The sequence below is a fragment of the Pseudocitrobacter vendiensis genome (assembly GCF_943590815.1).
Taxonomy (GTDB): domain Bacteria; phylum Pseudomonadota; class Gammaproteobacteria; order Enterobacterales; family Enterobacteriaceae; genus Pseudocitrobacter; species Pseudocitrobacter vendiensis.
In genome coordinates this window covers 1-20,943 of record NZ_CALSBS010000004.1, presented here as the reverse complement: position 1 = coordinate 20,943, position 20,943 = coordinate 1, and the positions used below count along the sequence as shown (strand labels likewise).

General features: G+C 51.8%; 21 protein-coding genes. 4 read left to right on the top strand and 17 right to left on the bottom strand.

From position 1 onward, the window contains the following. The first annotated feature begins 36 nt into the window (after positions 1 to 36). Both NMC31_RS06255 and NMC31_RS06250 read left to right on the top strand, forming a co-directional pair. Positions 37 to 477 (top strand): PTS sugar transporter subunit IIA, encoded by a 441-nt coding sequence (locus NMC31_RS06255; protein WP_253897328.1) that lies wholly within the window; start codon positions 37 to 39, stop codon positions 475 to 477. Positions 478 to 538: 61 nt separating this feature from the next. Further along, positions 539 to 1,786 carry a polysaccharide deacetylase family protein gene (locus NMC31_RS06250; protein WP_253897327.1) on the top strand — a complete coding sequence of 416 codons (1,248 nt, stop codon included), beginning with the start codon at positions 539 to 541 and terminating at the stop codon, positions 1,784 to 1,786. A 5-nt stretch (positions 1,787 to 1,791) separates the two neighbouring features. Here NMC31_RS06250 and panD read toward each other — a convergent pair whose 3' ends face one another. Further along, entirely contained in the window at positions 1,792 to 2,172 is a 381-nt protein-coding gene (gene panD / locus NMC31_RS06245) for an aspartate 1-decarboxylase (protein WP_015965876.1), read from the bottom strand. A 274-nt stretch (positions 2,173 to 2,446) separates the two neighbouring features. On the opposite strand from panD, the gene NMC31_RS06240 reads away from it, so the two are divergent. Then, positions 2,447 to 3,397 (top strand): Rpn family recombination-promoting nuclease/putative transposase, encoded by a 951-nt coding sequence (locus tag NMC31_RS06240; RefSeq protein ID WP_253897326.1) that lies wholly within the window; start codon positions 2,447 to 2,449, stop codon positions 3,395 to 3,397. Between the two features lie 26 nt (positions 3,398 to 3,423). Here NMC31_RS06240 and panC read toward each other — a convergent pair whose 3' ends face one another. The 16 genes from panC to thpR form a co-directional block, all read right to left on the bottom strand. After that, on the bottom strand, positions 3,424 to 4,275 hold the full coding sequence (panC, locus tag NMC31_RS06235) for a pantoate--beta-alanine ligase (protein ID WP_253897325.1): 852 nt from the start codon (positions 4,273 to 4,275) through the stop codon (positions 3,424 to 3,426). An 11-nt stretch (positions 4,276 to 4,286) separates the two neighbouring features. Beyond that, positions 4,287 to 5,081, bottom strand: coding sequence for a 3-methyl-2-oxobutanoate hydroxymethyltransferase (gene panB, locus NMC31_RS06230; RefSeq protein WP_000805482.1), 795 nt, complete (start codon positions 5,079 to 5,081; stop codon positions 4,287 to 4,289). Positions 5,082 to 5,199: 118 nt separating this feature from the next. Then, entirely contained in the window at positions 5,200 to 6,414 is a 1,215-nt protein-coding gene (locus NMC31_RS06225; RefSeq protein WP_001081045.1) for a fimbrial protein, read from the bottom strand. A gap of 26 nt (positions 6,415 to 6,440) precedes the next feature. Next, entirely contained in the window at positions 6,441 to 7,013 is a 573-nt protein-coding gene (locus NMC31_RS06220; RefSeq protein ID WP_253897324.1) for a fimbrial-like protein, read from the bottom strand. Next, positions 7,014 to 7,610, bottom strand: coding sequence for a fimbrial protein (locus NMC31_RS06215; RefSeq protein WP_001109254.1), 597 nt, complete (start codon positions 7,608 to 7,610; stop codon positions 7,014 to 7,016). Between the two features lie 11 nt (positions 7,611 to 7,621). After that, positions 7,622 to 8,194, bottom strand: coding sequence for a fimbrial protein (locus NMC31_RS06210; protein WP_253897323.1), 573 nt, complete (start codon positions 8,192 to 8,194; stop codon positions 7,622 to 7,624). 16 nt (positions 8,195 to 8,210) lie between these two features. Further along, on the bottom strand, positions 8,211 to 10,817 hold the full coding sequence (locus tag NMC31_RS06205; RefSeq protein WP_000775698.1) for an outer membrane usher protein: 2,607 nt from the start codon (positions 10,815 to 10,817) through the stop codon (positions 8,211 to 8,213). A gap of 32 nt (positions 10,818 to 10,849) precedes the next feature. Then, positions 10,850 to 11,584, bottom strand: a complete 735-nt coding sequence (locus NMC31_RS06200) for a fimbrial chaperone (RefSeq protein ID WP_001355207.1) — start codon at positions 11,582 to 11,584, stop codon at positions 10,850 to 10,852. Between the two features lie 65 nt (positions 11,585 to 11,649). Then, the gene (locus tag NMC31_RS06195) at positions 11,650 to 12,216 is read right to left on the bottom strand and encodes a fimbrial protein (protein WP_253897322.1); all 567 of its coding nucleotides are present in this window, start codon (positions 12,214 to 12,216) and stop codon (positions 11,650 to 11,652) included. A gap of 197 nt (positions 12,217 to 12,413) precedes the next feature. Continuing rightward, positions 12,414 to 12,986, bottom strand: a complete 573-nt coding sequence (locus NMC31_RS06190; RefSeq protein WP_253897321.1) for a fimbrial protein — start codon at positions 12,984 to 12,986, stop codon at positions 12,414 to 12,416. Positions 12,987 to 13,485: 499 nt separating this feature from the next. Next, a complete protein-coding gene (gene folK / locus NMC31_RS06185; RefSeq protein WP_253897320.1) occupies positions 13,486 to 13,965 on the bottom strand; it encodes a 2-amino-4-hydroxy-6-hydroxymethyldihydropteridine diphosphokinase in 480 nt (159 codons plus the stop codon). Further along, on the bottom strand, positions 13,962 to 15,362 hold the full coding sequence (pcnB, locus tag NMC31_RS06180) for a polynucleotide adenylyltransferase PcnB (RefSeq protein WP_223145801.1): 1,401 nt from the start codon (positions 15,360 to 15,362) through the stop codon (positions 13,962 to 13,964). The genes folK and pcnB overlap by 4 nt, the downstream gene beginning before the upstream one ends. Positions 15,363 to 15,424: 62 nt before the next feature. Beyond that, a complete protein-coding gene (gene gluQRS, locus NMC31_RS06175; RefSeq protein ID WP_149463155.1) occupies positions 15,425 to 16,315 on the bottom strand; it encodes a tRNA glutamyl-Q(34) synthetase GluQRS in 891 nt (296 codons plus the stop codon). 75 nt (positions 16,316 to 16,390) lie between these two features. Further along, complete coding sequence (gene dksA, locus NMC31_RS06170; protein WP_002463986.1) at positions 16,391 to 16,846, bottom strand: RNA polymerase-binding protein DksA; 456 nt, start codon at positions 16,844 to 16,846, stop codon at positions 16,391 to 16,393. A gap of 165 nt (positions 16,847 to 17,011) precedes the next feature. Next, positions 17,012 to 17,725: a DNA/RNA nuclease SfsA gene (gene sfsA / locus NMC31_RS06165; RefSeq protein WP_149463156.1), complete on the bottom strand. Its 714-nt coding sequence runs from the start codon at positions 17,723 to 17,725 to the stop codon at positions 17,012 to 17,014. Positions 17,726 to 17,738: 13 nt separating this feature from the next. Then, positions 17,739 to 18,269 carry an RNA 2',3'-cyclic phosphodiesterase gene (thpR, locus tag NMC31_RS06160; protein ID WP_253897319.1) on the bottom strand — a complete coding sequence of 177 codons (531 nt, stop codon included), beginning with the start codon at positions 18,267 to 18,269 and terminating at the stop codon, positions 17,739 to 17,741. 73 nt (positions 18,270 to 18,342) lie between these two features. Between thpR and hrpB the strand changes: the two genes are divergently transcribed. Beyond that, the gene (gene hrpB, locus NMC31_RS06155) at positions 18,343 to 20,772 is read left to right on the top strand and encodes an ATP-dependent helicase HrpB (RefSeq protein WP_253897318.1); all 2,430 of its coding nucleotides are present in this window, start codon (positions 18,343 to 18,345) and stop codon (positions 20,770 to 20,772) included. Positions 20,773 to 20,943: the final 171 nt, after the last annotated feature.

Genomic DNA, 20,943 nt, shown 5'->3' with positions numbered 1-20,943 from the left:
TACCGATACAGTACGCTTTTACCAGGGAGGTAAGCGATGTTAGGTTGGGTAATAGCCTGCCATGATGATAAAGCAGAGGAACTGCTTGAACGTCTGGAGAAAAAATTTGGCCCGCTGGTTCAGTGCCGGGCGGTAAATTACTGGCGCGGAATGAGCTCTAATATGCTCAGCCGGATGATGTGCGATGCGTTGCATCAAACAGATTCCGGCGATGGTGTCATTTTTTTGACGGATAAAACCGGGGCCGCGCCTTACCGCGTTGCGGCGTTGATGAGCCATAAACACGAGCGCTGTGAAGTGATTTCCGGCATCGATTTTCCCTTACTCGCTCAGTACTATCCTTTGCGGGAAACGCTGAGCAGTGAGAGGTTTCGGAATGCAATTGTCGATCGTGGCCCGGCAGGCGTCAGCAGTCTGTGGCACCAGCAGCAAAAGAATCCCCCCTTTGTCCTGCTGCATGATACGTATAAGTATTAACCGTAGTTATTGATGTCGCTTTTGTTACAATAGCGGCAGTTATTTTCTGCGGTTCTTATCCATGTTGATGCGCTTAGTATTCGTGCTCGCGTTGCTGTTTTCTGGCAACGCGGTTGCTGCTCTCACAGCCCCACAAGGGCTTCCTCCTCGCTATATGCAAACCACTGAAGATGCGGCTGTCTGGGCGCAGGTGGGCGATCGTGTTATTACGGTTGGCAATATTCGCGCCGGGCAAATCCTTGATGTGGTGCCCACGGCGGCAGATTACTATGAGTTTCGCTTCGGGTTTGGCACCGGATTTATCGATAAAGATCATCTTGAACTGGTGCAGGGGCGGCAGCGCGTCGAGGATGGACTGGGTGATTTACATCGGCCCTCAAGCAACCAAAATCTGATTACCTGGAAAGATACGCCAGTGTATAACGCGCCGGATGCTGGCAGCGCGCCGTTTGGTATGCTGGCTGAGAATCTGCGTTACCCGATTCTGAGCGCGCTGAAAGGGCGCTTAAACCAGACCTGGTATCAAATCCGCATTGGCAATCGGCTGGCCTATGTGAGCTCGCTTGATGCACAAATTGACAAGGGTATTCCTGTGCTTACCTATCATCACATTCTGCGTGATGAAGAGAATACGCGCTTTCGCCACACCTCAACCACCACGTCGGTACGTGCCTTCAATAATCAGATGACCTGGTTGCGCGACAGGGGCTATACCACCCTGAGCATGTACCAGCTGGAGGGTTACGTGCGAAACAAAATGAATCTTCCGGCGCGGGCAGTGGTGCTCACCTTTGATGATGGCCTGAAATCGGTCAGCCGCTATGCGTATCCGGTGCTGAAGCAATACGGCTTTAAAGCGACGGCGTTTATTATCTCGTCGCGCATCAAAGCGCATCCGCAGAAGTGGGACCCGAAATCGCTACAGTTTATGAGTATTTCTGAACTGCGCCGTATTCAGGATGTGTTTGATTTCCAGTCACATACCCATTTCCTGCATCGTGTTGACTACTCTCGCCATCCGATACTGTTGAGCCGCAGTTATCACAATATTCTGTTCGACTTTAAACGCTCACGCCGGGCGCTGGCGCAGTTTAACCCACACGTGCTCTATCTTTCTTATCCCTTTGGCGGCTATAACGCGATAGCGGTGAAAGCGGCAAACGACGCGGGGTTCCATCTGGCGGTGACGACGGTGAAAGGGAAGGTGAAGCCGGGGGATAATCCGTTCCTGTTGAAACGACTCTACATCTTAAGAACGGATTCACTGGAGACGATGTCGCGGCTGGTCAGCAACCAGCCGCAGGGGTAGGGCAATCAGGCAACCTGAACCGGGATCGCTTTCGCAGTGCGTTTCATCTCGTTGTCGCCTTCGAAATAAGCGACTTTTGGACGCCAGGTGCGGGCTTCTTCATCCGGCATGGTGACGAAGCTTGCGATGATCACAATATCGCCCACTTCGGCACAGTGCGCCGCCGCACCGTTCACAGAGATGATGCGGGAACCGCGCTCTGCCGCGATCGCGTAAGTGGAAAAGCGCTTACCATTGGTCACGTTCCAGATATCAATGGCTTCGTTTTCAAGAATACCGGCTGCGTCGAGGAAATCCTGGTCAATGGCGCAAGAGCCTTCGTAGTGCAGGTCAGCCTGGGTCACTTTGACGCGATGGAGCTTACCTTGCAGCATAGTGCGAATCATAACTTCTACCTTTCTACCATAACGATAACAAAGCTGATGTGAATACCAGCTTCAGGAAATTCCTGGCAGTATTGCCCGATTTTGGTTGGGTGTCTACTCATCTGGTGTCGTTTCTTCGCACAGTTTGCGTACAGCTGCGAGAAACCGACGGTAATGAATGTATACCGTTGATTTTTATCCCGAGCCTGCTCGAGGCGATATAAATACGTGGCTGACGCCGCGCCGTGGTTCCAGCGATACTGCGCACACAGGATGAATGGTAAAGGCCGGGATAATGGAAACAGTCGCCAATACGCCGCATGATGCGGTTTTCAAAAACTTTTTGACGCACACCGATACGGCACGTGATTTTCTGGATATTCACCTGCCGGAGGACATCAAAGCAATTTGCGACCTGAGTACGCTCACGCTGGAATCCGGGAATTTTGTCGAAGAGAGTTTACAGGAGCAGTACTCTGACGTGCTTTACTCCGTATCGATGCAGGGACATCCCGGTTATCTGCATATTCTGATAGAGCACCAGAGCACGCCGAGCAAGAAAATTGCCTTTCGCATGATGCGCTACGCCATTGCCGCGATGCACCGCCATCTCGAAGCGGGGTATCATCAGTTACCGCTGGTGGTACCTATTCTTTTCTACCAGGGAAAAACATCGCCTTACCCCTACTCCATGTGCTGGATGGATATGTTTGCCTCGCCGGAACTGGCGCGACGCCTTTACAGCGAACCTTTCACGCTGGTGGACGTTACCGTGTTACCGGACGATGAAATTATGCAGCATCGCCGCGTGGCCATACTTGAGCTACTGCAAAAGTATATTCGCCAGCGCGACTTAATGAAAATGCTGGAGGGTCTGGTCACCCTTTTAAGTGCGGAGTACACTACCGAAAGTCAATTAATCACGCTGGTAAACTATATGCTACTGCGTGGTCATACCGAACAACCGAAAATATTCTACCGGGAACTGGGAAAGCGTTTGTCAAAGGAGAAAACAATGGGAACTGTCGCCGAGTGGCTTGAAGAGCAGGGAATATTGAAGGGATTAGAGCAGGGCATGCAACAAGGTATGCAACAGGGTATGCAACAAGGCATGCGACAAGGTGAAAGCAATGCCACACATCGGGTTGCGGCCCGCATGCTGAAAAGCGGTATGTCGCCAGAATTCGTTGCGGAGATGACCGACTTAACCCGCGAAGAAATCGACAAAATCCCCGACTGGCGCTAACCGTCGTTAGCGCCAGTTTCGGTCATTCAGCCTAATTCGACAATTTTGTTGTCGATCAGGCGTGCCTGTCCGAGCCACGCAGCCATCAGGATCACCGCACGTTTGCTGTTGTCGGTCAGGTCGAGCAGGGTATCCGCATCGCGGATCTGAATGTCGTCGGCGCGGAAGCCTTTTTCATTCAGTTCCTGCTCGGCGATGGCGATGATTTCCTGCTGATCGCGCTCACCGTTTTGCAGTTTTTCTGCCATGTTACTGAGCACTTTATACAGCCCTGGCGCGATCTTACGCTGATCTGACGTCAGGTAGCCGTTACGTGAACTGAGCGCCAGGCCATCTTTGGCGCGGATAATCGGTACGCCCACGATTTCAATATCGAAGCCCAAATCGGCAACCATCTTGCGAATAAGCGCCAGCTGTTGGAAATCTTTCTCGCCGAAGCAGGCAATGTCAGGCTGGATCAGGTTAAAGAGCTTGCTGACGATGGTGGAGACACCGCGGAAGTGCCCTGGGCGGCTGGCGCCTTCGAGCATGGTGGAGAGACCCGGTACGTCGACAAAGGTATGGTTTTCGGTGCCCTGAGGATAGATTTCCTGTGCTGACGGCGCGAAAACCAGATCCACTTTACGTTTGTTTAGTTTCTCGCAGTCTTCCTGCAAAGTGCGTGGATAACGAGCCAGATCTTCCGGGCGGTCAAACTGCATCGGGTTAACGAAAATACTGACCACGACCACATCGGCCCGCGCTTTCGCTTCATCAACCAGCTTCATATGACCATCATGTAAATTGCCCATAGTAGGCACCAGCGCCACGCGCTTGCCTTCCATACGCAGACGGCGGATATGCTGACGCAGCAGCGGCAGGGTTTCGATAATTAACACAACGTGACTCCTTAATGGAAACTGTGTTCTTCGCCCGGATAAACGCCGGACTCGACTTCAGCCATATACTGACGCACCGCTGCGCGGATGTCGCCCGTTTCGGCGAGGAAATTTTTGGCAAATTTAGGGATATGGCCGCCGGTAATGCCAAACGCATCGTGCATCACCAGAATCTGCCCGTCGGTGACGTTGCCCGCCCCGATACCGATGACCGGAATCGCCAGCGCTTCGGTAATGCGTTTCGCCAGTTCAACCGGTACGCATTCCAGCACCAGCAACTGTGCACCAGCGGCTTCTAAGGCTAACGCATCGCTGAGCAGTTGATCGCTCGCTTCATCGCCACGCCCTTGTACTTTGTAGCCGCCAAATATATTAACTGACTGTGGGGTTAAACCTAAATGACCACACACCGGAACTGCGCGTTCAGTCAGCATTTGTACCGTCTCAACCAACCATGCGCCGCCTTCAATTTTGACCATATTGGCTCCGGCACGCATTACTGTGGCGGCATTTTCAAAGGCCTGTTCCGGGGTGGCGTAAGCCATAAACGGCAGGTCAGCCAGCAGCAGGCAATTTGGTGCGCCACGACGCACGGCGGCGGTGTGATAAGCGATATCTTCAACGGTTACCGGGAGTGTGGAGTCGTGCCCCTGAACAGTCATACCCAGAGAATCGCCAACCAGCATCACGTTCAGCCCTTCATCAGCAAACAGTTTGGCGAAGCTGTAGTCGTAAGCGGTAATGGTGGCGAAGCGTTTTTTTTCTTGTTTGTATTTATTCAGTAAGGAGATGGTGGTCGGTTTCATCATAACCCCTGTTAGTCATAAGTGTTATCGATAGGATTGGCGCATTGTAGGGGATGTCAGTGATGAGTGTTAGCCCTTTGTGGTCAAAACCGGCAGGGGGACCTGCCGGTAGCGGGGCTCAGGGGTAGGTGATTGAGAAGATGCCAGTCGCTTTAAAATCTCCGGCCCGGATCTGCTGATTGTCATCCTGCTTAAGAGTCGCGGTGAAATTCAGCGTTTGGTCGGCAGGAGAACCCGAAGAGTTACTGCCAATAATACCGTTTGAGTTATCCGGGTTATCGCCATACGCTTTATAGATTGAGGAGGCGTCGTTGGGCATCAGCGTCACTTCTGGATAATGTGAGTTGGGCTTACCTTTGATCTCTACACCTACACCGCTTGCCGCATTTGCTGTAAGCGAGTTGCCCAATAGCGACGCTGATAGCGCAGGAGCTCCTGTCGTCAATTTTACTTCGATGTCTGTTACCCGGTAACATCCTTTTAGTGTGATCGAAAAAGGCACACCATTCGCACCGTCAATAACTTCTTTTGGACTGTATTCGCCCAAACCTACCGTGTCACCCTGACTGACACTGCTGCCAGTGAGGACCGCCGACAAACAGGTAGGAGAGGTTAACGTGACATTTCCCATATTAAACGTCTGAAAAATTGTACGGGATTTGAGATTTCCGCCAGGGGACTGATTTTTCAGAGAGTAGTGATAGGGTGCGTCACTCAGCAGGGCAATGCTGCCGCTGGCATCGGGGTCAAAGGTAGCGTCGTTATATAAGTCGATGTCCATTTGAGAGACTAAGCCACCAAGGGTCAGATACCATCCAGAACTGCCCGGGCACGTTGATGTGCGAAGATCCAGTGGTTGTGGATTTGTATCACCGATATAAAAGTTGTCTGATGACTCTACACCATACGACCAAAGACCATACATGCGTGCGGTAAAATACAGCCCTTGAATATTGGTTTTAAAAAGTTGGTGACCATCGTAGATGTACGGACTTTTAATAAAATGGTTCTCCAGTGAAATCGGTCCGCCCGTACCGTCAGGGGAGCAGTAAATAACCCCTGTATTAGGAATGGCAGCGGTATCCAGATCTAGCTTGATTTTAACATTGCTGTATTGCAGTGCTGTGGCACGCCCAATCACGACCTGGCTGCTACCCGTAGTATAGATGGTAGTGGAATAACCATCACTAGCCGGACCATTGTTTTGAACTCGATCACCAGTGGTATCTTTACCTCCGACAACAAGTGTGTATGCGGCCTGGAGGCAGCCTGAATATAGGGGCAATAATAGCAATAAAATGTTGCCCCACGTTGTTAGCTGTAAACGGTTCATTTCATCATCCTTGAAAACGAAAAACATTACTCATAATAAACACCCACAAACACACTGGCTCGTACTAAGCCGGCTGTCGCGGCTTGCGTCAGGTCGACCTTCTGCATCCTCGCATGAAAATGATAAGTAGCATTAGCTAACTGATCGGCACTCACAGGATAAATGCTCTGCGATTGACCGTGGGTATCCAGTACATTGAAAATATTTTGCGCATCCTGAGTGGATAAGATCACGATGCCGACATTTTTAGCGCCATTAGTCGTCTGATTAGCGAAAACCTGTTGGTTTGTTGCACCGAGCGTACCAGCGACGGGCGTAAAACTCACTGTAAGACGAGCAGGGTTCTTTCCTGCAACCTGCGCACAGTCGCTGACAGAAATGTAGAACGAGTGACCACCGGTATAAACGCGATCGACGGAAGTATTATTGTTCAGGTAGTTGTAATCCACCGTTCCTAAATCAATACTCCCACTATTGTCGAACGTGACTTTACAGCTGGTGCTGACAATATTGGCGGTCATATTAATATTGGTGCTGGCGGCAATGGCATTGTATGAAAACCACAGTGCGAATATGTAGATAAATGTTTTCATCATCATCTACTCATAGGTTACAAAAAATATAGCGTTGGTGGAGAATTGACCTGCACGAACATCCGCGATGGTATTATCCGATGCAATGACAATTCGGGCACTAAGCGGCCAGTGGACAATATTCGAGCCTGTTGCCGCGGTTAAATCGACAATGCTGGTCGGTTTGGTTTTACAATTAAGCTGAATGCTGCCCTGACCTTCTGGCTGATTCGTCGTCCACACTTCAACTGCGACACCGGTTGCCGCATCATCGTCCGCCGTCGTCAGTTCATTACGATATCCGCCACCGGAACTGGAAGCGCCATCGCAGCCCGTCTGTGCAGAAAGCACAACTTTGGCCTGATCCTTTGCTAACCCTTCGCAGTTTGAAAACACCAGGCTGAAGTTCTGGTATTTCGATTTAGCGGAAAGCTCGTTGAGATAGACATCGCCAATTGCGATGGTGGTGGCTTGCTGATCCTGCGCATTGCGCAATTCCGCCGTGCAGGTACTGGCAATGACCTTAGCGCGTACCGTAACGTCCATAGAGCTACTGGCGGCGTGGCCGATGGCGATATATCCAAAGCACAGCAGCAATACAAAGGTTATATTTTGATAATTCATAAACAAACCTGCTATTCGTAGGTAAAGACGAAAGTCACTTTGGCCTGGAATTGTCCAGTGGTGATCGGATTCGCTGTGGTGGTCTGACGAAGCATGGCAGTGAGATCCAATCCATTACTTATTTCATCACTCGTCCAGGTGACTCGCTGGCTACCGTTGAGTTTAAAACGGAGATTTTCATTTGCGTTCATACGTTTAATACCAAGACCAACATAGTTGGTATGCCCCGAAACGGTCTGGTCATTAGCGATTAACGAATCTGTATAGCCGCTGACTGCGCCATTAAGCGTCATCGACATGCTGGAAATATAGTTATTACAATTGCTGGGAAGGATTTTAAAATTAGCCTCCGACATTGACGATTTATTCACAATGTCCGAAACGCCCATGTCAGGCAGATCCAGATAATAGTTATTCGCTGCGGCATCACCGCTGATATTGGCCCCATTCAATGCATTGAGCGTCATGGCACAGGTCGTCTCTTTGATTGTTGCGGTAAAGTTGACCGAAAGATCGGTTGCCAGTGCAGGGCGGAGACAAAGCGACGTCAGCAGCAGCAGGGGCGGTAGTAAAAAAGTTCTCATTTCCTCTCCTGGAACATTATTGCTGGGTGCATGGCACGCCGTTGAGTACGATAGTTTTACCGGTCATGGTGGGTGATGACGGTATCTGATAATGAATACGGCACTGCTGGCGACTATTTTTCTCATACCAGGTGACCGTCAATTCACCGCTGTCGGCAATACCACGTACAAATGCCTGACTACCCTGTCCGACGGTCCCGATAGAGGTCCCTTTTTCGTCGGTAATATCAGAAGCAAACGGCACGGGCTGATTGTTGCTGCGCAGTAAATTGAGAATGGCAGAACGCCCGGTGTCGGTGTCAAAATGGCTGAAAATGACGGAACCCTGGCGCGGAATGGCGATGCTACTGGTGTTTTTGAGCTCCACGTCGTTATCCAGATCGTTAACATCGAGCACGACAGTATTTTCCCGATACGGTGACAGTGAACTGCTCACGCCGTAGCCAAAGCGATCGATGGTGCTGTTACCAAAGTTAATGCGCGCGCCCTTTGCACCGGGGGCGTTGATCAGCGCCAACGTGTCAGAGTCGGTAAAACTGTCGTTACTGAAGGTCAGCCCGTGGCGGTGGAGTACAAAACCGCCATCGGTGCTGAGCCCATACTGACGTGAGTGATCGCTACTGGTGGAGGCTGAGCCTGAAAATGTTCCCCACGGCGATTCATAGCTGGTATAACCGCTGATACTTTTCAGGCTGTCACTGTTTTTCTGCGCGTTATAGGCAGTATTCACGCTGTAACTCCAGCGATTATCCTGGCTGTAGCCCGAGGCAATGGCGTTATATTGCGAACTCCCTTTCATATCGCTGTTAACGCTGGTGTTCAGCGTTTTGAAGCCACCCTGGCGGCTATCACGACCCAGCAGTTTATCAAGCGGAATGGTCACGCTCAGGTAAACTGAATCATCCTTCTTATTGTCTTCATCGTATGTGCGTTGCAGGCTGACGCTGTAGCTCGCCCAGTTAAAGGAATTACTGTAGCCAAAGGAAAAACTGCTCTGTGATTCGTTGGTTACCCAGTAATCTGTCCATGTGCCATTCACATAGAAAGATCCATAGTCACGTTCATCACTTTTTAACGTTTGGTTAATGCTAACGCTGAACTGATTTTTCATGCGCGCATAACTGACAATACCCGAGTAGTCCTCTTCATCAGGATGATTGGCTGAATTAATCAGCGTTAACGCGTCGTTTAGCCCCAGATAGTTTTCAGTGGAGTAGCGATAGGCGGCAATGTTGAGTGACGTTTCGGTCGGGGCGAAATATTTGTTCCATGAAATACGGTAGCTCTGCCCACTATAGGTTTTATCGTCAGGGATTTCGGCATGAGACTGAGTAACATCGAAGGAGAATGCGCCCAGCGATGTATTCATCCCCACCCCCAGTAAACCGGCCCAGTAGCCGTTATCGGTCATTTGCAGACCAGTGTAGCCGGTGAAGGTGTTGCTCAATCCGTAATAGTAGGTCCCTTGCAGCAGGTTCGGTTTATCCTGAAGTTCCTCTTTATTGACCTCACCGCCGCTGATATCCCATTTGCCTACGCCGGGACGCATCATCTGGATCACCGATGAATAGGCCTGACTAAACGTACGCTTTGAGCCGTCCGATTCGGTGATGGTCACTTCGAGGTCGGCACCGAACCCTGCCGGGGTGAGATCGTCAATCGCGAATGGCCCTGGTGGTACGGTCGTTTCATAAATTTTATAGCCGTTTTGGGTGATCGTGACTTTCGCGTTAGAGTTTGCCACGCCACGGATAACGGGCGCATACGATGCCAGCGTGGGTGGCAACATGCGGCTTTCGCTATAGAGTCGCATCCCGCGAATAGGCACCGAGTCGAAGGTTTCTCCTGTGGTATTGGTTTCACCCATCACCAGTTGAGAGCGAAGCGCGGCGATATCGCGTTGCAGGTATTTATCCTGAAATTCAAAACTGCCGCCGTCTTCTTTGTCCCACGAATAGTTACCATGTGAGCGAAAATGCCATCCCCATAAATTGATACCGCCCATTAGTCCGGCGTAGCTGGTTTCTGTGGTTTGATTGGGGGATTCACTGCGCCAGCCGTTAAGGGTGTAAGAGAGCATTGCGGCATTGATGCCTTCATCCCAGAGTGAGGCGTCGACATAGTTGGCATAGGTTCTTTGCAGCCAGATTTGCGGCATGCTGATATCAAGCCGCTGATCATTGCTGTTGTAAGCGACGCTTGATTGCGGAATAGCAACCTCTAGGTTGAGGCAATCCTGCGCAGCATTTTCGCGTTTTTGCAAAATTGCGTTATCCGTTAGCTTTTCTGGCTGGCGAATATGCAGCTGTAATAACGTGTTCGCGGAGATGCAGGGTTGAGCAGCGTGTTTAGGGTCTAATTCAATAAACTCGATTTTCAGATTGGCGCTGGCCTGGTTATTAATAAACACGCTGACGTCATAGCGTCCAGGTAATGTTGCGTTACCTTTGCTGTAACGATTGACATCAATATCCCTGGCGCCTGCGCCCATCAGGAACGTGTTATCAAACTCAACGGTCTCGTCTGCCCCCCACACATTTTGAGTACAGGGCAGCAGGCTGCACGCAATCAGGCAAGCGAGCGGCGATCGTTGAATTTTTTTGCCATCGTAGGGGAGCTTCATTGTACGATCTCAGCCGATATAATTTGTGGGCATCAAAGTTTGACTTGGCCGTCAATGCCACCGCCAAAATCATTAATGGCGGAGTAATCAACTGTTGCACCAGACACAGAACGGGGAGCGCCTTTTACCACCATTTCCGCACTGCTCATGGGTGCGACCATACTGGTCTCCACGGTATATTTATTACCGCCTGAGCCAAGGGTAATGCTGCTGAATGAGACGTGATAAGGCGTAGGGTTTGTCGCCTGCAGCACCACTTTTCCAGCTGAAGACTGGAGACGCCAGGTTAACTGTTTTGGTGCATCAGCCGGGTTACCCGCCAGACCGGTTGGGCGATAGAACAGCTTGATACGGGTGCGGAAAGCCAGTTGCAGAATGTTTTTTCCTTTGGCATCGGCATCGCTCATCTTGGGGGGGACTTCCAGCGCATTGAACCAATAAATGCTTTCGCGATCGGCTGGAAGGGTCTGGCTGGCGTTCCACGCAATTTTAACCGTTTGGCCTTTTTTACCATCAACGCGGGAAACCGGCGGCGTCACGGTAAAAGGCACTTTCAATGTGCTGGGGTCGGCATTCTCGCTGCCGGTATCAATCCAGGTCTGGACTAATAATGGGCGGGCGCCTTTGTTTTCCATGCGCAAAGTAACGTCTTTCTGGTCTGCATTGTAAATAATGCGCGTACCGGAAAGCACGATATCTGCTTGCGCGGTGAGGCTGAAAACGGCTGTCGATGCGATGAAAACAGCGGAAACAACAAACTGACACATCCTGGTCATAACACTATCCTTATTGAGTTACCCGACAGCAGTGGGCTGTCGGGTGATGCAGAGATTTACTGATAAGTCACTGTATAAGCGGCGTTGGTTTTGACATAACCTGACGTTGCGTCAACTGTTGCTGCCTGTTTAACATACGACGCTTTAAAGTTGTAAACCGCTTTGCCGTTGGTAAAAACAAGGTTTTTAACATCGGTGCTGTCGTTAACTTTCACCTGTTGGTAGGTGGTGGCATTGGTAAGGTAGTGAATGGCAATTGCGACCCCGGTTGCCGCCTGGCTGATGGAGAGATCGTTGTTCAGAGTGCCCTGGCTGTTACTGAAGAACACAGAACCCATGCTCAGACTGGCGTTATTTTTTGGATCGCCCGAGCAATCTATCGCAATAGAGAAGGCTTCCGGTTTTGCGCCAACGTCGGCAATCTTTACGACACCTGCGCCATTAACTTCAGCGGTTGTAGCGGTTTGCAGAGTAATTTGACCGTCCTGCGCGCCACCGTTGACGTGCAGGGCGCAGGTGTTGTCACTGACCAAACCTGAGAAATCTAATTGACCGCCATCCAGCGCGAAGGCTGAACTGGTGAACATGACTAATGCCGCAGCAATAGCACTTTTCTTTAACATAGAAATATCCTTATTTAAATTAAGAGAGATGAAACTCGTCATCCTGAGTAATCATAAATTACGGCGATGCTAAAGAAAAATAGTCACCATGAATGATATTTTATTAATTCATTAAAGAATTAAACTGGTGAATATATTTGGCGCAATTACATCAGTTGCACGGCACGATTCTGTGCCGTGCAACTTATCATGACATATTATGGATACGTTACCGTGTATGCAGCATTGGTTTTGACAAAACCTGCCGTCACGGGGACGGAACTATCTTGTTGAACGTAAGACGCTTTGAAATCGTAAATTGCTTTACCTGAGGTGAAAGGTTTGACTTTTTTATCGGTGCTGTCGTTGATTTTAACCTGTTCATAGGTTGATGATGTTGGTTGGTAATGAACAGCAATCGCCACACCTGTTGCCGCCTGGTTAATGCTGAGATCGTTATTCAGGGTTCCCTGGCTATTACTGAAGAAGACAGAACCCATGCTCAAGCTTGCATTGGCGTTAGACGGTACTGCGCTGCAGTCAATGGTAATAGAGAAGGCTTCTGGCTTTGCACCGGGAGTAGTTGCATTCACTACGCTGGCAGTCTCTACTTCAGCGGTAGAAGCGGTTTGCAGTGAAATCTGGCCATCCTGAACGCCGCCATTAACGTGTAAAAGACAGGTGTTGTCGCTTACCAGCCCGGAAAAATCAAGTTGACCGCCATCCAGCGCCAGAGCTGGCAGTGAAGCGAAAGACAGTGCAATACCCAGAAGAATTTTGTTCTTCGACATGAAAATATCCTTATGAAAATAAAATAAAAAGCACCAATGAAATTTTTCGTGGGATTTATACCGAAAGTGCTTTTCTTTGTAAAATTCATATTGGGAATATTTTTTTGTTTAAATTTCGCATATCTATAATATTTGATGTATTTCTACATTTTAATTTTTATATGATTTAGATTTCATGTTTCTCATCGACAGGGGAGGGCGTGTTTTTTTTCTGCTATCTGGTGAGTTCACTGGGGTGGAACGCGTTTTTTTGCCCGTGCCAGCCCTGGTTTTTATGTATTTATCCTGGCTATTAATGATGTTGTGTTGATTTTTTGAGTTTATATTATGATTGCGACGTATTTTTATGAGAGATTAATTAATTATAATTAAATCAGATTTAAGAATATTTAACGCCATAAGGTGAGTTAAATATATTAAAATGTAAATGTAATGTCGCAAATATGAATATAATATTTCTTAATATGCTTTTATTTACACTGTGCAAACGGTAGCGGGATTACCACAATGCGGGGCAAGAAGCGTTGAGTTGGGTAAGGCGGGAATGTAGCGTTTCTCCGTCTGGAAACACCCATGTTGGCGCAATCTCAAACAGCGGCCAAAGCATGAAGCCACGATTCTTCATGTCATAGTGTGGAACGGTCAGGCGCTCCGTGTTGATGACCTGATTGCCAAACAGCATGATGTCTAAATCCAGCGTGCGTGGTCCCCAACGCTCAGCCTTACGGACACGCCCTTGCTGCAACTCAATACGTTGCGTGTGATTGAGCAACGCTTCCGGCGCGAGAGATGTTTCCAGGGCCACGGCGGCGTTCAGGTAATCAGGTTGATCCTGCGGGCCCAGCGGCGGGGTACGATAAAACGAAGAAACGGTAATAATATGGCTTTCAGGAATGTCGTCTAACGCTTTCAGGGCAGCATTGACCTGCTCCAGTGGGGAGGCCAGATTGCTGCCGATAGCGATATACGCAAGGGTCATGCGTTGTTGCTCTCGCGACGCGGCGCGCGTTTGCGCGGGCGACGATGGCGACGGCGGGTATCCGGCTCGTCATCCAGGTTGGTGAGCATATCTTTCTGCGCAGGCGGTGCAGCCACCTGGAATTCGCCCCACCATTGAGTCAGGCGTTGCAGCTCCGTATTACGTTCTGCTTCAGCGCGCAGCGCCAGCAAATCATAGGCAGCACGGAATTTCGGGTGCTCCATCAGTTTCCACGCACGTTTACCCTGACGACGAGACATACGCAATTGCAGCATCCAGATATCACGGACCAGCGAGGTAATGCGTTTTGGAATGGCCAGTGAACGGCAGGCTTCGTCCAGCACATCGTTCATTGCCAGCGCGAAAGCATCGTGATACGTCAGGCCACTTTCCTGGGTGATTTTCTGCGCCATCTCAAGCAGTGGATACCAGAACATGGCCGCAAACAGGAACGCCGGATTAACACGCATATCGTTACGAATGCGGTTATCGGTATTTTTGAAGACCTGGTTGATTATCCGTTCCATCGCGCTGTCGCCTTCTTCAGTGAAGTAGCGGGTGATGGTGGGGAAAAGCGGCTGGAACAGATTGTATTCACGCAGCAGTTTGTAGGTATCGTAACCGTAACCTGCCTGCAGCAATTTCAGAGACTCTTCAAACAGACGCGCAGGTGGCACATCGTTGATTAATGTCGCCAGACGCGGGATGGGCTCGGCGGTCTCTTCGCTAATGCGCATACTCAGTTTGGCGGCGAAACGCACGGCGCGCAGCATGCGCACCGGATCTTCGCGATAACGCGTTTCCGGATCGCCGATGAGGCGTATCACGCCTTCTTCCAGGTCCTGCATACCGCCGACGTAATCACGCACGGTGAAATCGGCGACGCTGTAATAAAGGCTGTTAATGGTGAAATCGCGGCGCTGGGCATCTTCTTCGATGGAACCGAAAATATTATCCCGCAACAGCATGCCGTTTTGCCCACGCTGAGAGGTGGTTCGGTCAGATTGTGTCTCTTCGTGATGCCCGCGGAAGGTGGCGACTTCGATGATTTCCGGGCCAAACATGACGTGGGCCAGACGGAAGCGACGACCGACCAGGCGGCAGTTGCGGAACAGTTTACGCACTTGCTCCGGTGTCGCGCTGGTGGTGACATCGAAATCTTTTGGTTTTTTGCCCAGCAGCAGGTCGCGAACACCGCCACCGACCAGATAGGCTTCGTAACCCGCCTTGTTCAGACGATAGAGAACCTTCAGGGCGTTTTCGCTGATATCTTTGCGGGAAATAGCGTGCTGCTCGCGCGGAATGACCGTCATTTGAGGACGGGCGACGGCATTAGCAGCCTCGCTTTCCTCACGGCTTAGCACCTTGCGGCAAAAATTAGCGACTCGGGTAAAAATGGTACACCTCGGTAGTGTCAGTCTTATGGACTAAAAAAATAGCGGCTAATCATAGCTCAGCATCATGCATTTGAGAATGGCGGATTTACAATCGCCCTTTCCGGCACGGTGTCAAGCGTCCAGTTATCTACAGCATTTTTCAGTAATTCGGCAAGCGTAAGATCCCGCCACTGCGCCACAACGTCCTGCCCTAAAAAGCGTAGCGCCTGGGTTAAAATGGGGCGAGGATCGCCTTGTGGTAAGGCAGGCGCATGATTTTGCTTGGAAAGTTTAGCGCCTTCAGCGTTGAGTGCCAGCGGCAGATGAATATATTCGGGCTCGGGCCAGGCAAAATGACGATAGAGCGAAATCTGGCGCACCGTCGGTTCGATTAAATCTGCGCCACGGACAATCTCCGTTACGCCCTGAAAGCGGTCGTCGACCACAACGGCAAGGTTATAAGCGAACAGTCCATCACGGCGATGAATAATAAAATCTTCCGTCGCCAGTCGCGGGTCGGCGTGAATATTACCGCGCAGGTTATCGTGGAAGGCCAGCACCGGTTCATTTTGTCGAATACGCAGCGCGGCGTTTTCCGCACTGAGGGCTAAATCGCGACAGTGCCCGTCATACATACCGCCAATACTCTGAATGCGTGCGCGGGTGCAGGTGCAGTAATAGCAGAGCCCTTGCTGATGCAACCAGGCCAGCGCCTCGCGATAAGCGTCATGACGTTGAGATTGCCAAAGCACATCGCCGTCCCACTCTAGCCCATAATGTTCCAGCTGGCGCAAAATCGTGGTTGCGGCACCGGGAACTTCACGAGGGGGATCGATATCTTCAATGCGGACCAGCCAGCGACCACGCCGGGCGCGTGCCTGGAGATAGCTGCCGAGCGCGGCAATCAGCGAACCAAAATGCAGTTCACCGGAAGGGGAGGGGGCAAATCGCCCGATGTAAGGTTGTGATGACATGCTTTTACTGATTATAAAAACGGCAAGGCGGGAATCGCTCCCGCCTTGAGAATAGTCATGGTCATTAGCGCTTGATTAGCCAGCCATCTGTTTTTCGCGAATTTCCGCCAGCGTCTTGCAGTCAATGCACAGATCGGCAGTCGGGCGCGCTTCCAGACGACGGATGCCAATTTCGACACCGCACGATTCGCAGAAGCCGAAATCTTCGTCTTCCACTTTCTTCAGCGTTTTCTCGATCTTTTTAATCAGCTTACGCTCGCGATCGCGGTTACGCAGTTCGAGGCTGAACTCTTCTTCCTGGGCTGCACGGTCCACCGGATCCGGGAAGTTCGCTGCTTCATCCTGCATGTGTGTAACGGTGCGATCGACTTCATCCCGAAGTTGATTACGCCATGCTTCCAGAATACGACGGAAGTGTGCCAGCTGGGCTTCGTTCATATACTCTTCGCCCGGCTTCTCCTGGTACGGCTCCACCCCAGCGATGGCGAGAATACTCAGGGACGATGTTTTACGGTTTTGCCCTTCTTGCATGTTGCTTCTCCTTAACACGCACTATCGATCCCCGTGTTCGGGGGAAAAATCAGGCCGCTATAAATAGCAGATGCGATTCCGTATGGCAATTATCTAAACGTAACACTTGACAATGCTGTGAGGAAAAGCGTATTTGCGACGCAGCCCGAACACTAAATATCCAGATCACACCCGTGGTAACGTGACGGGCAACGGTGATCTCAGAGTGATGTTATTGGCAGAAAGTTCCGCTTTATAAGCCAGAATCTCCACCCCCCGTTTATGTGCTTCCGCTAACAGTTGTGCGTATTGAGCATCAATATGGTGTGCAGGTGCGAAATATTCAATGGCTGAGTGTAAAACAGTGAACAATAACACCGCCCGATCGCCCGCTGCGACCACGCCCATCAGCTCGCGTAAATGCTTCTGCCCGCGCAGGGTAACTGCATCCGGGAAGTAGCCGTACTCCTTTTCCGCCAGCGTGACCGATTTCACTTCAATATAGCACCGGGGACGATCATCCGCCTGTAACATAAGGTCAATTCTGCTGCCCTCGGCACCATATTTCACTTCACTTTTCAGCAAATTATAGCCGAGCAGTTCCGGGATTGTTTCAGACAATATCGCTTCTTTGGCAAGTTGGTTCGCGCGTTGCGTGTTGACACAAATAAATGCGCCGCTTTGGGTTTGCGTAATTTCCCATGTGTGCGGATATTTGCGTTTAGTATTTTCTGATGTGGAATACCAAACCGTATCGCCAGGCGTGGCGCAACCGGTCATCGCACCGGTATTTGGGCAGTGGAGGGTGAGCGTTTCTCCCTCGGGGGTCACCACGTCTGCCAGAAAGCGTTTATAACGTTGAATCAGCGTGGCGTGCTGGAGAGCGGGCGTAAAGTGCATGAGGCATCCTTGATTATTCTGAAAGTGTCCAGCGTTGAAGCGGCGTGTAGCGCGTTCGCCCGTTCAAAAAATGCGATTCGTAGAGCATAAATTCGTTCACCGGAATTTCCCAGTGAAACCCTGGCGCCGGAATCGGCACCGCATGCGCCGTATTGCGCAGCAAAGTAAGATGCGGATGAAACGGCTGCGGGCTCTGATAACAGCCGCTGCGCGCCGCCTGAGCTCTTAACAGATTAGCCAGCTGTAACAATCCACGCGGCGGCTGACGCGTGCCCAGCCACACTACTCGCGAGCGCAGCCATTGTCCGGCGTCGTCGAGATGCAGCGTAAAGCCTGGCTGACGGATACGGCCCGCCATGGTCGCCAGCGCGGCCTGCTTCTCGGCGCTAATCTCACCCAGAAACGCCAGAGTGATGTGCATATTCGCTGCTGCAACCGGCCTTCCTGCGTCATCCGGGAAGTTGTCCGCTCGCCAGCGTACAATCTGGCGCTGGATTTTGGACGGGATCTCAATGGCGAAAAAGACTCTTTTCGACTCAGACATAGTGGGTACTCGGTAATGAATTGTGGCGATGCTACAATGTCCGCCATTCAATGTTAACCCTTTGGAGCCAAACGTGTCGCTGTTGCCAGTCGCCGCTGTTCTTCCCGATCTTCTTTCCGCACTGGCAAACGCGCCTGCGGTACTGCTTAACGCGCCGACGGGGGCGGGGAAATCGACATGGCTGCCGCTACAAATTTTGCGTGAGGGCAATATCGGCGGGCGGATTATTTTGCTCGAGCCGCGCAGGCTGGCGGCGCGTAATGTCGCGCAGCGGCTGGCTGAATTACTGAATGAAAAGCCCGGTGAAACGGTCGGTTATCGGATGCGTGCAGAAACCTGCGTCGGACCAAATACACGCCTTGAAGTGGTGACTGAGGGCATCCTGACGCGCATGATCCAGCACGATCCCGAACTGACGGACGTCGGGCTGGTGATCCTCGATGAGTTCCATGAGCGCAGTTTGCAGGCTGACCTTGCGCTGGCTTTGCTGCTGGACGTTCAGCAAGGGCTACGCGATGACCTGAAACTGCTGATTATGTCCGCCACGCTGGACAACGATAAGCTGCACGCCCTGTTACCGGATGCGCCGGTGGTCACCTCCGAAGGGCGCGCATTCCCGGTGGATCGCCGCTATCAGGCACTCCCCACCCACCAACGTTTTGATGAAGCGGTGGCTATCGCTACTGCGGAACTGCTCCGCGCAGAGCAAGGATCACTGCTGCTGTTTTTACCCGGCGTAGGTGAAATTCAGCGTGTACAGGAGCATCTGAGTTCGCGTGTATCCTCTGATGTGCTGCTTTGTCCCCTCTATGGCGCATTGCCGCTCAGCGAACAGCGTCAGGCCATTCTTCCTGCACCGGTCGGCAAGCGTAAAGTCGTACTGGCTACCAATATTGCCGAAACCAGTCTGACTATCGAAGGCATTCGCCTGGTGGTTGATTGTGCGCAGGAGCGCGTGGCACGGTTTGATGTGCGTACGGGCTTAACCCGATTGATAACGCAACGCGTCAGTCAGGCGTCGATGACCCAGCGTGCAGGCCGCGCCGGGCGACTGGAACCGGGTATCTGTTTACATCTGCTGGGTAAAGAGCAGGCGGAACGCGCAGCGGCGCAAAGCGATGCGGAAATTCTGCAAAGCGATCTCTCTTCGCTTCAGTTAGAGCTGCTGCAATGGGGCTGCTATGATCCTCAGCAGTTAAACTGGCTGGATGCGCCGCCCGCGGCCAATCTGGCTGCCGCACGTCGCTTACTCACGCAGTTACAGGCGCTGGACGGTGAGCGTCTGACCGCGCAAGGGCAGAAAATGGCGGCGCTGGGTAACGACCCGCGTCTGGCGGCGATGCTGATTACCGCGAAAAGTGATGACGAGGCTGCCACGGCGGCCCGGCTGGCGGCGATTCTTGAAGAACCGCCGCGCGGTGCGGGTAGCGATCTGGGTCAGGCGTTTTCGCGCAACCAGTCGAACTGGCAACAGCGTAGTCAGCAGTTGCTCAGGCGTTTGAATAGGCGTGGCGGCAAACCGGATAGCGACGCCATTCCCGCATTACTGGCACAAGGTTTTCCTGATCGTATCGCGCGGCGACGTGGGCTGGATGGGCGCTATCAACTGGCGAACGGTATGGGCGCAATGCTCGATAGCGATGACGCGTTAAGCCGCCATGAATGGCTGATAGTGCCGCTGCTGTTACAGGGCAATGCGTCGCCCGATGCACGTATTTTACAGGCGTATGTGCTGGATGTTGACGCACTGGCTACGCGCTGCCCTCAACTGCTTGAACAGTCCGATACCATCGAATGGGATGAGGCACAGGGAACCCTGAAAGCCCTGCGCCGGAGCCGCATTGGGCAACTGACGGTAAAAGTACAGCCGCTGGCAAAGCCCTCGGAAGACGAGCTGCATCAGGCGATGCTCAACGGCATTCGCGATAAGGGTTTAAATGTTCTGAACTGGACAGAAGACGCGCAGCAGCTACGCTTGCGTCTGCAATGTGCTACGCGCTGGCTGCCAGATGAAGCCTGGCCGGCGGTTGATGAGGCGTCGTTGCTGGCGGAACTTGAAGCCTGGCTGCTGCCGCATATGAGTGGCGTAAAATCGTTGCGGGCGTTGAAAAACGTCAATGTCAGAGAGGCATTACACGCCTGGCTTCCCTGGACATTACGACAACGTCTGGATAGTGAGCTACCAACTCATTACACTGTGCCCACCGGAAGCCGGATAGCTATTCGCTACGATGATGAAAATCCGCCCGCGCTGGCGGTGCGAATGCAGGAGATGTTTGGTGAGGCGAGCACGCCGACTATCGCCCAGGGGCGCGTGCCGCTGGTGCTGGAGTTGCTCTCCCCGGCGCAGCGTCCTTTGCAGATTACGCGCGATTTAAGCGCATTCTGGCAGGGGGCGTACCGGGAGGTGCAAAAAGAGATGAAAGGGCGTTATCCGAAACACGTCTGGCCGGACGACCCGGCGAACACCGCGCCGACGCGGCGGACGAAAAAGTATTCGTGAGGTTATATCCCCCTCTCCCTGTGGGAGAGGGCCGGGGTGAGGGTAACAGCGCGCACGTTCCCCCCTCACCCTAACCCTCTCCCTCAAGGGAGAGGGGACAGACAGCGCTTGTGGCTAAGTTCAGCACGGGTTTTCCCCCCTCTCCCTGTGGGAGAGGGCCGGGGTGAGGGC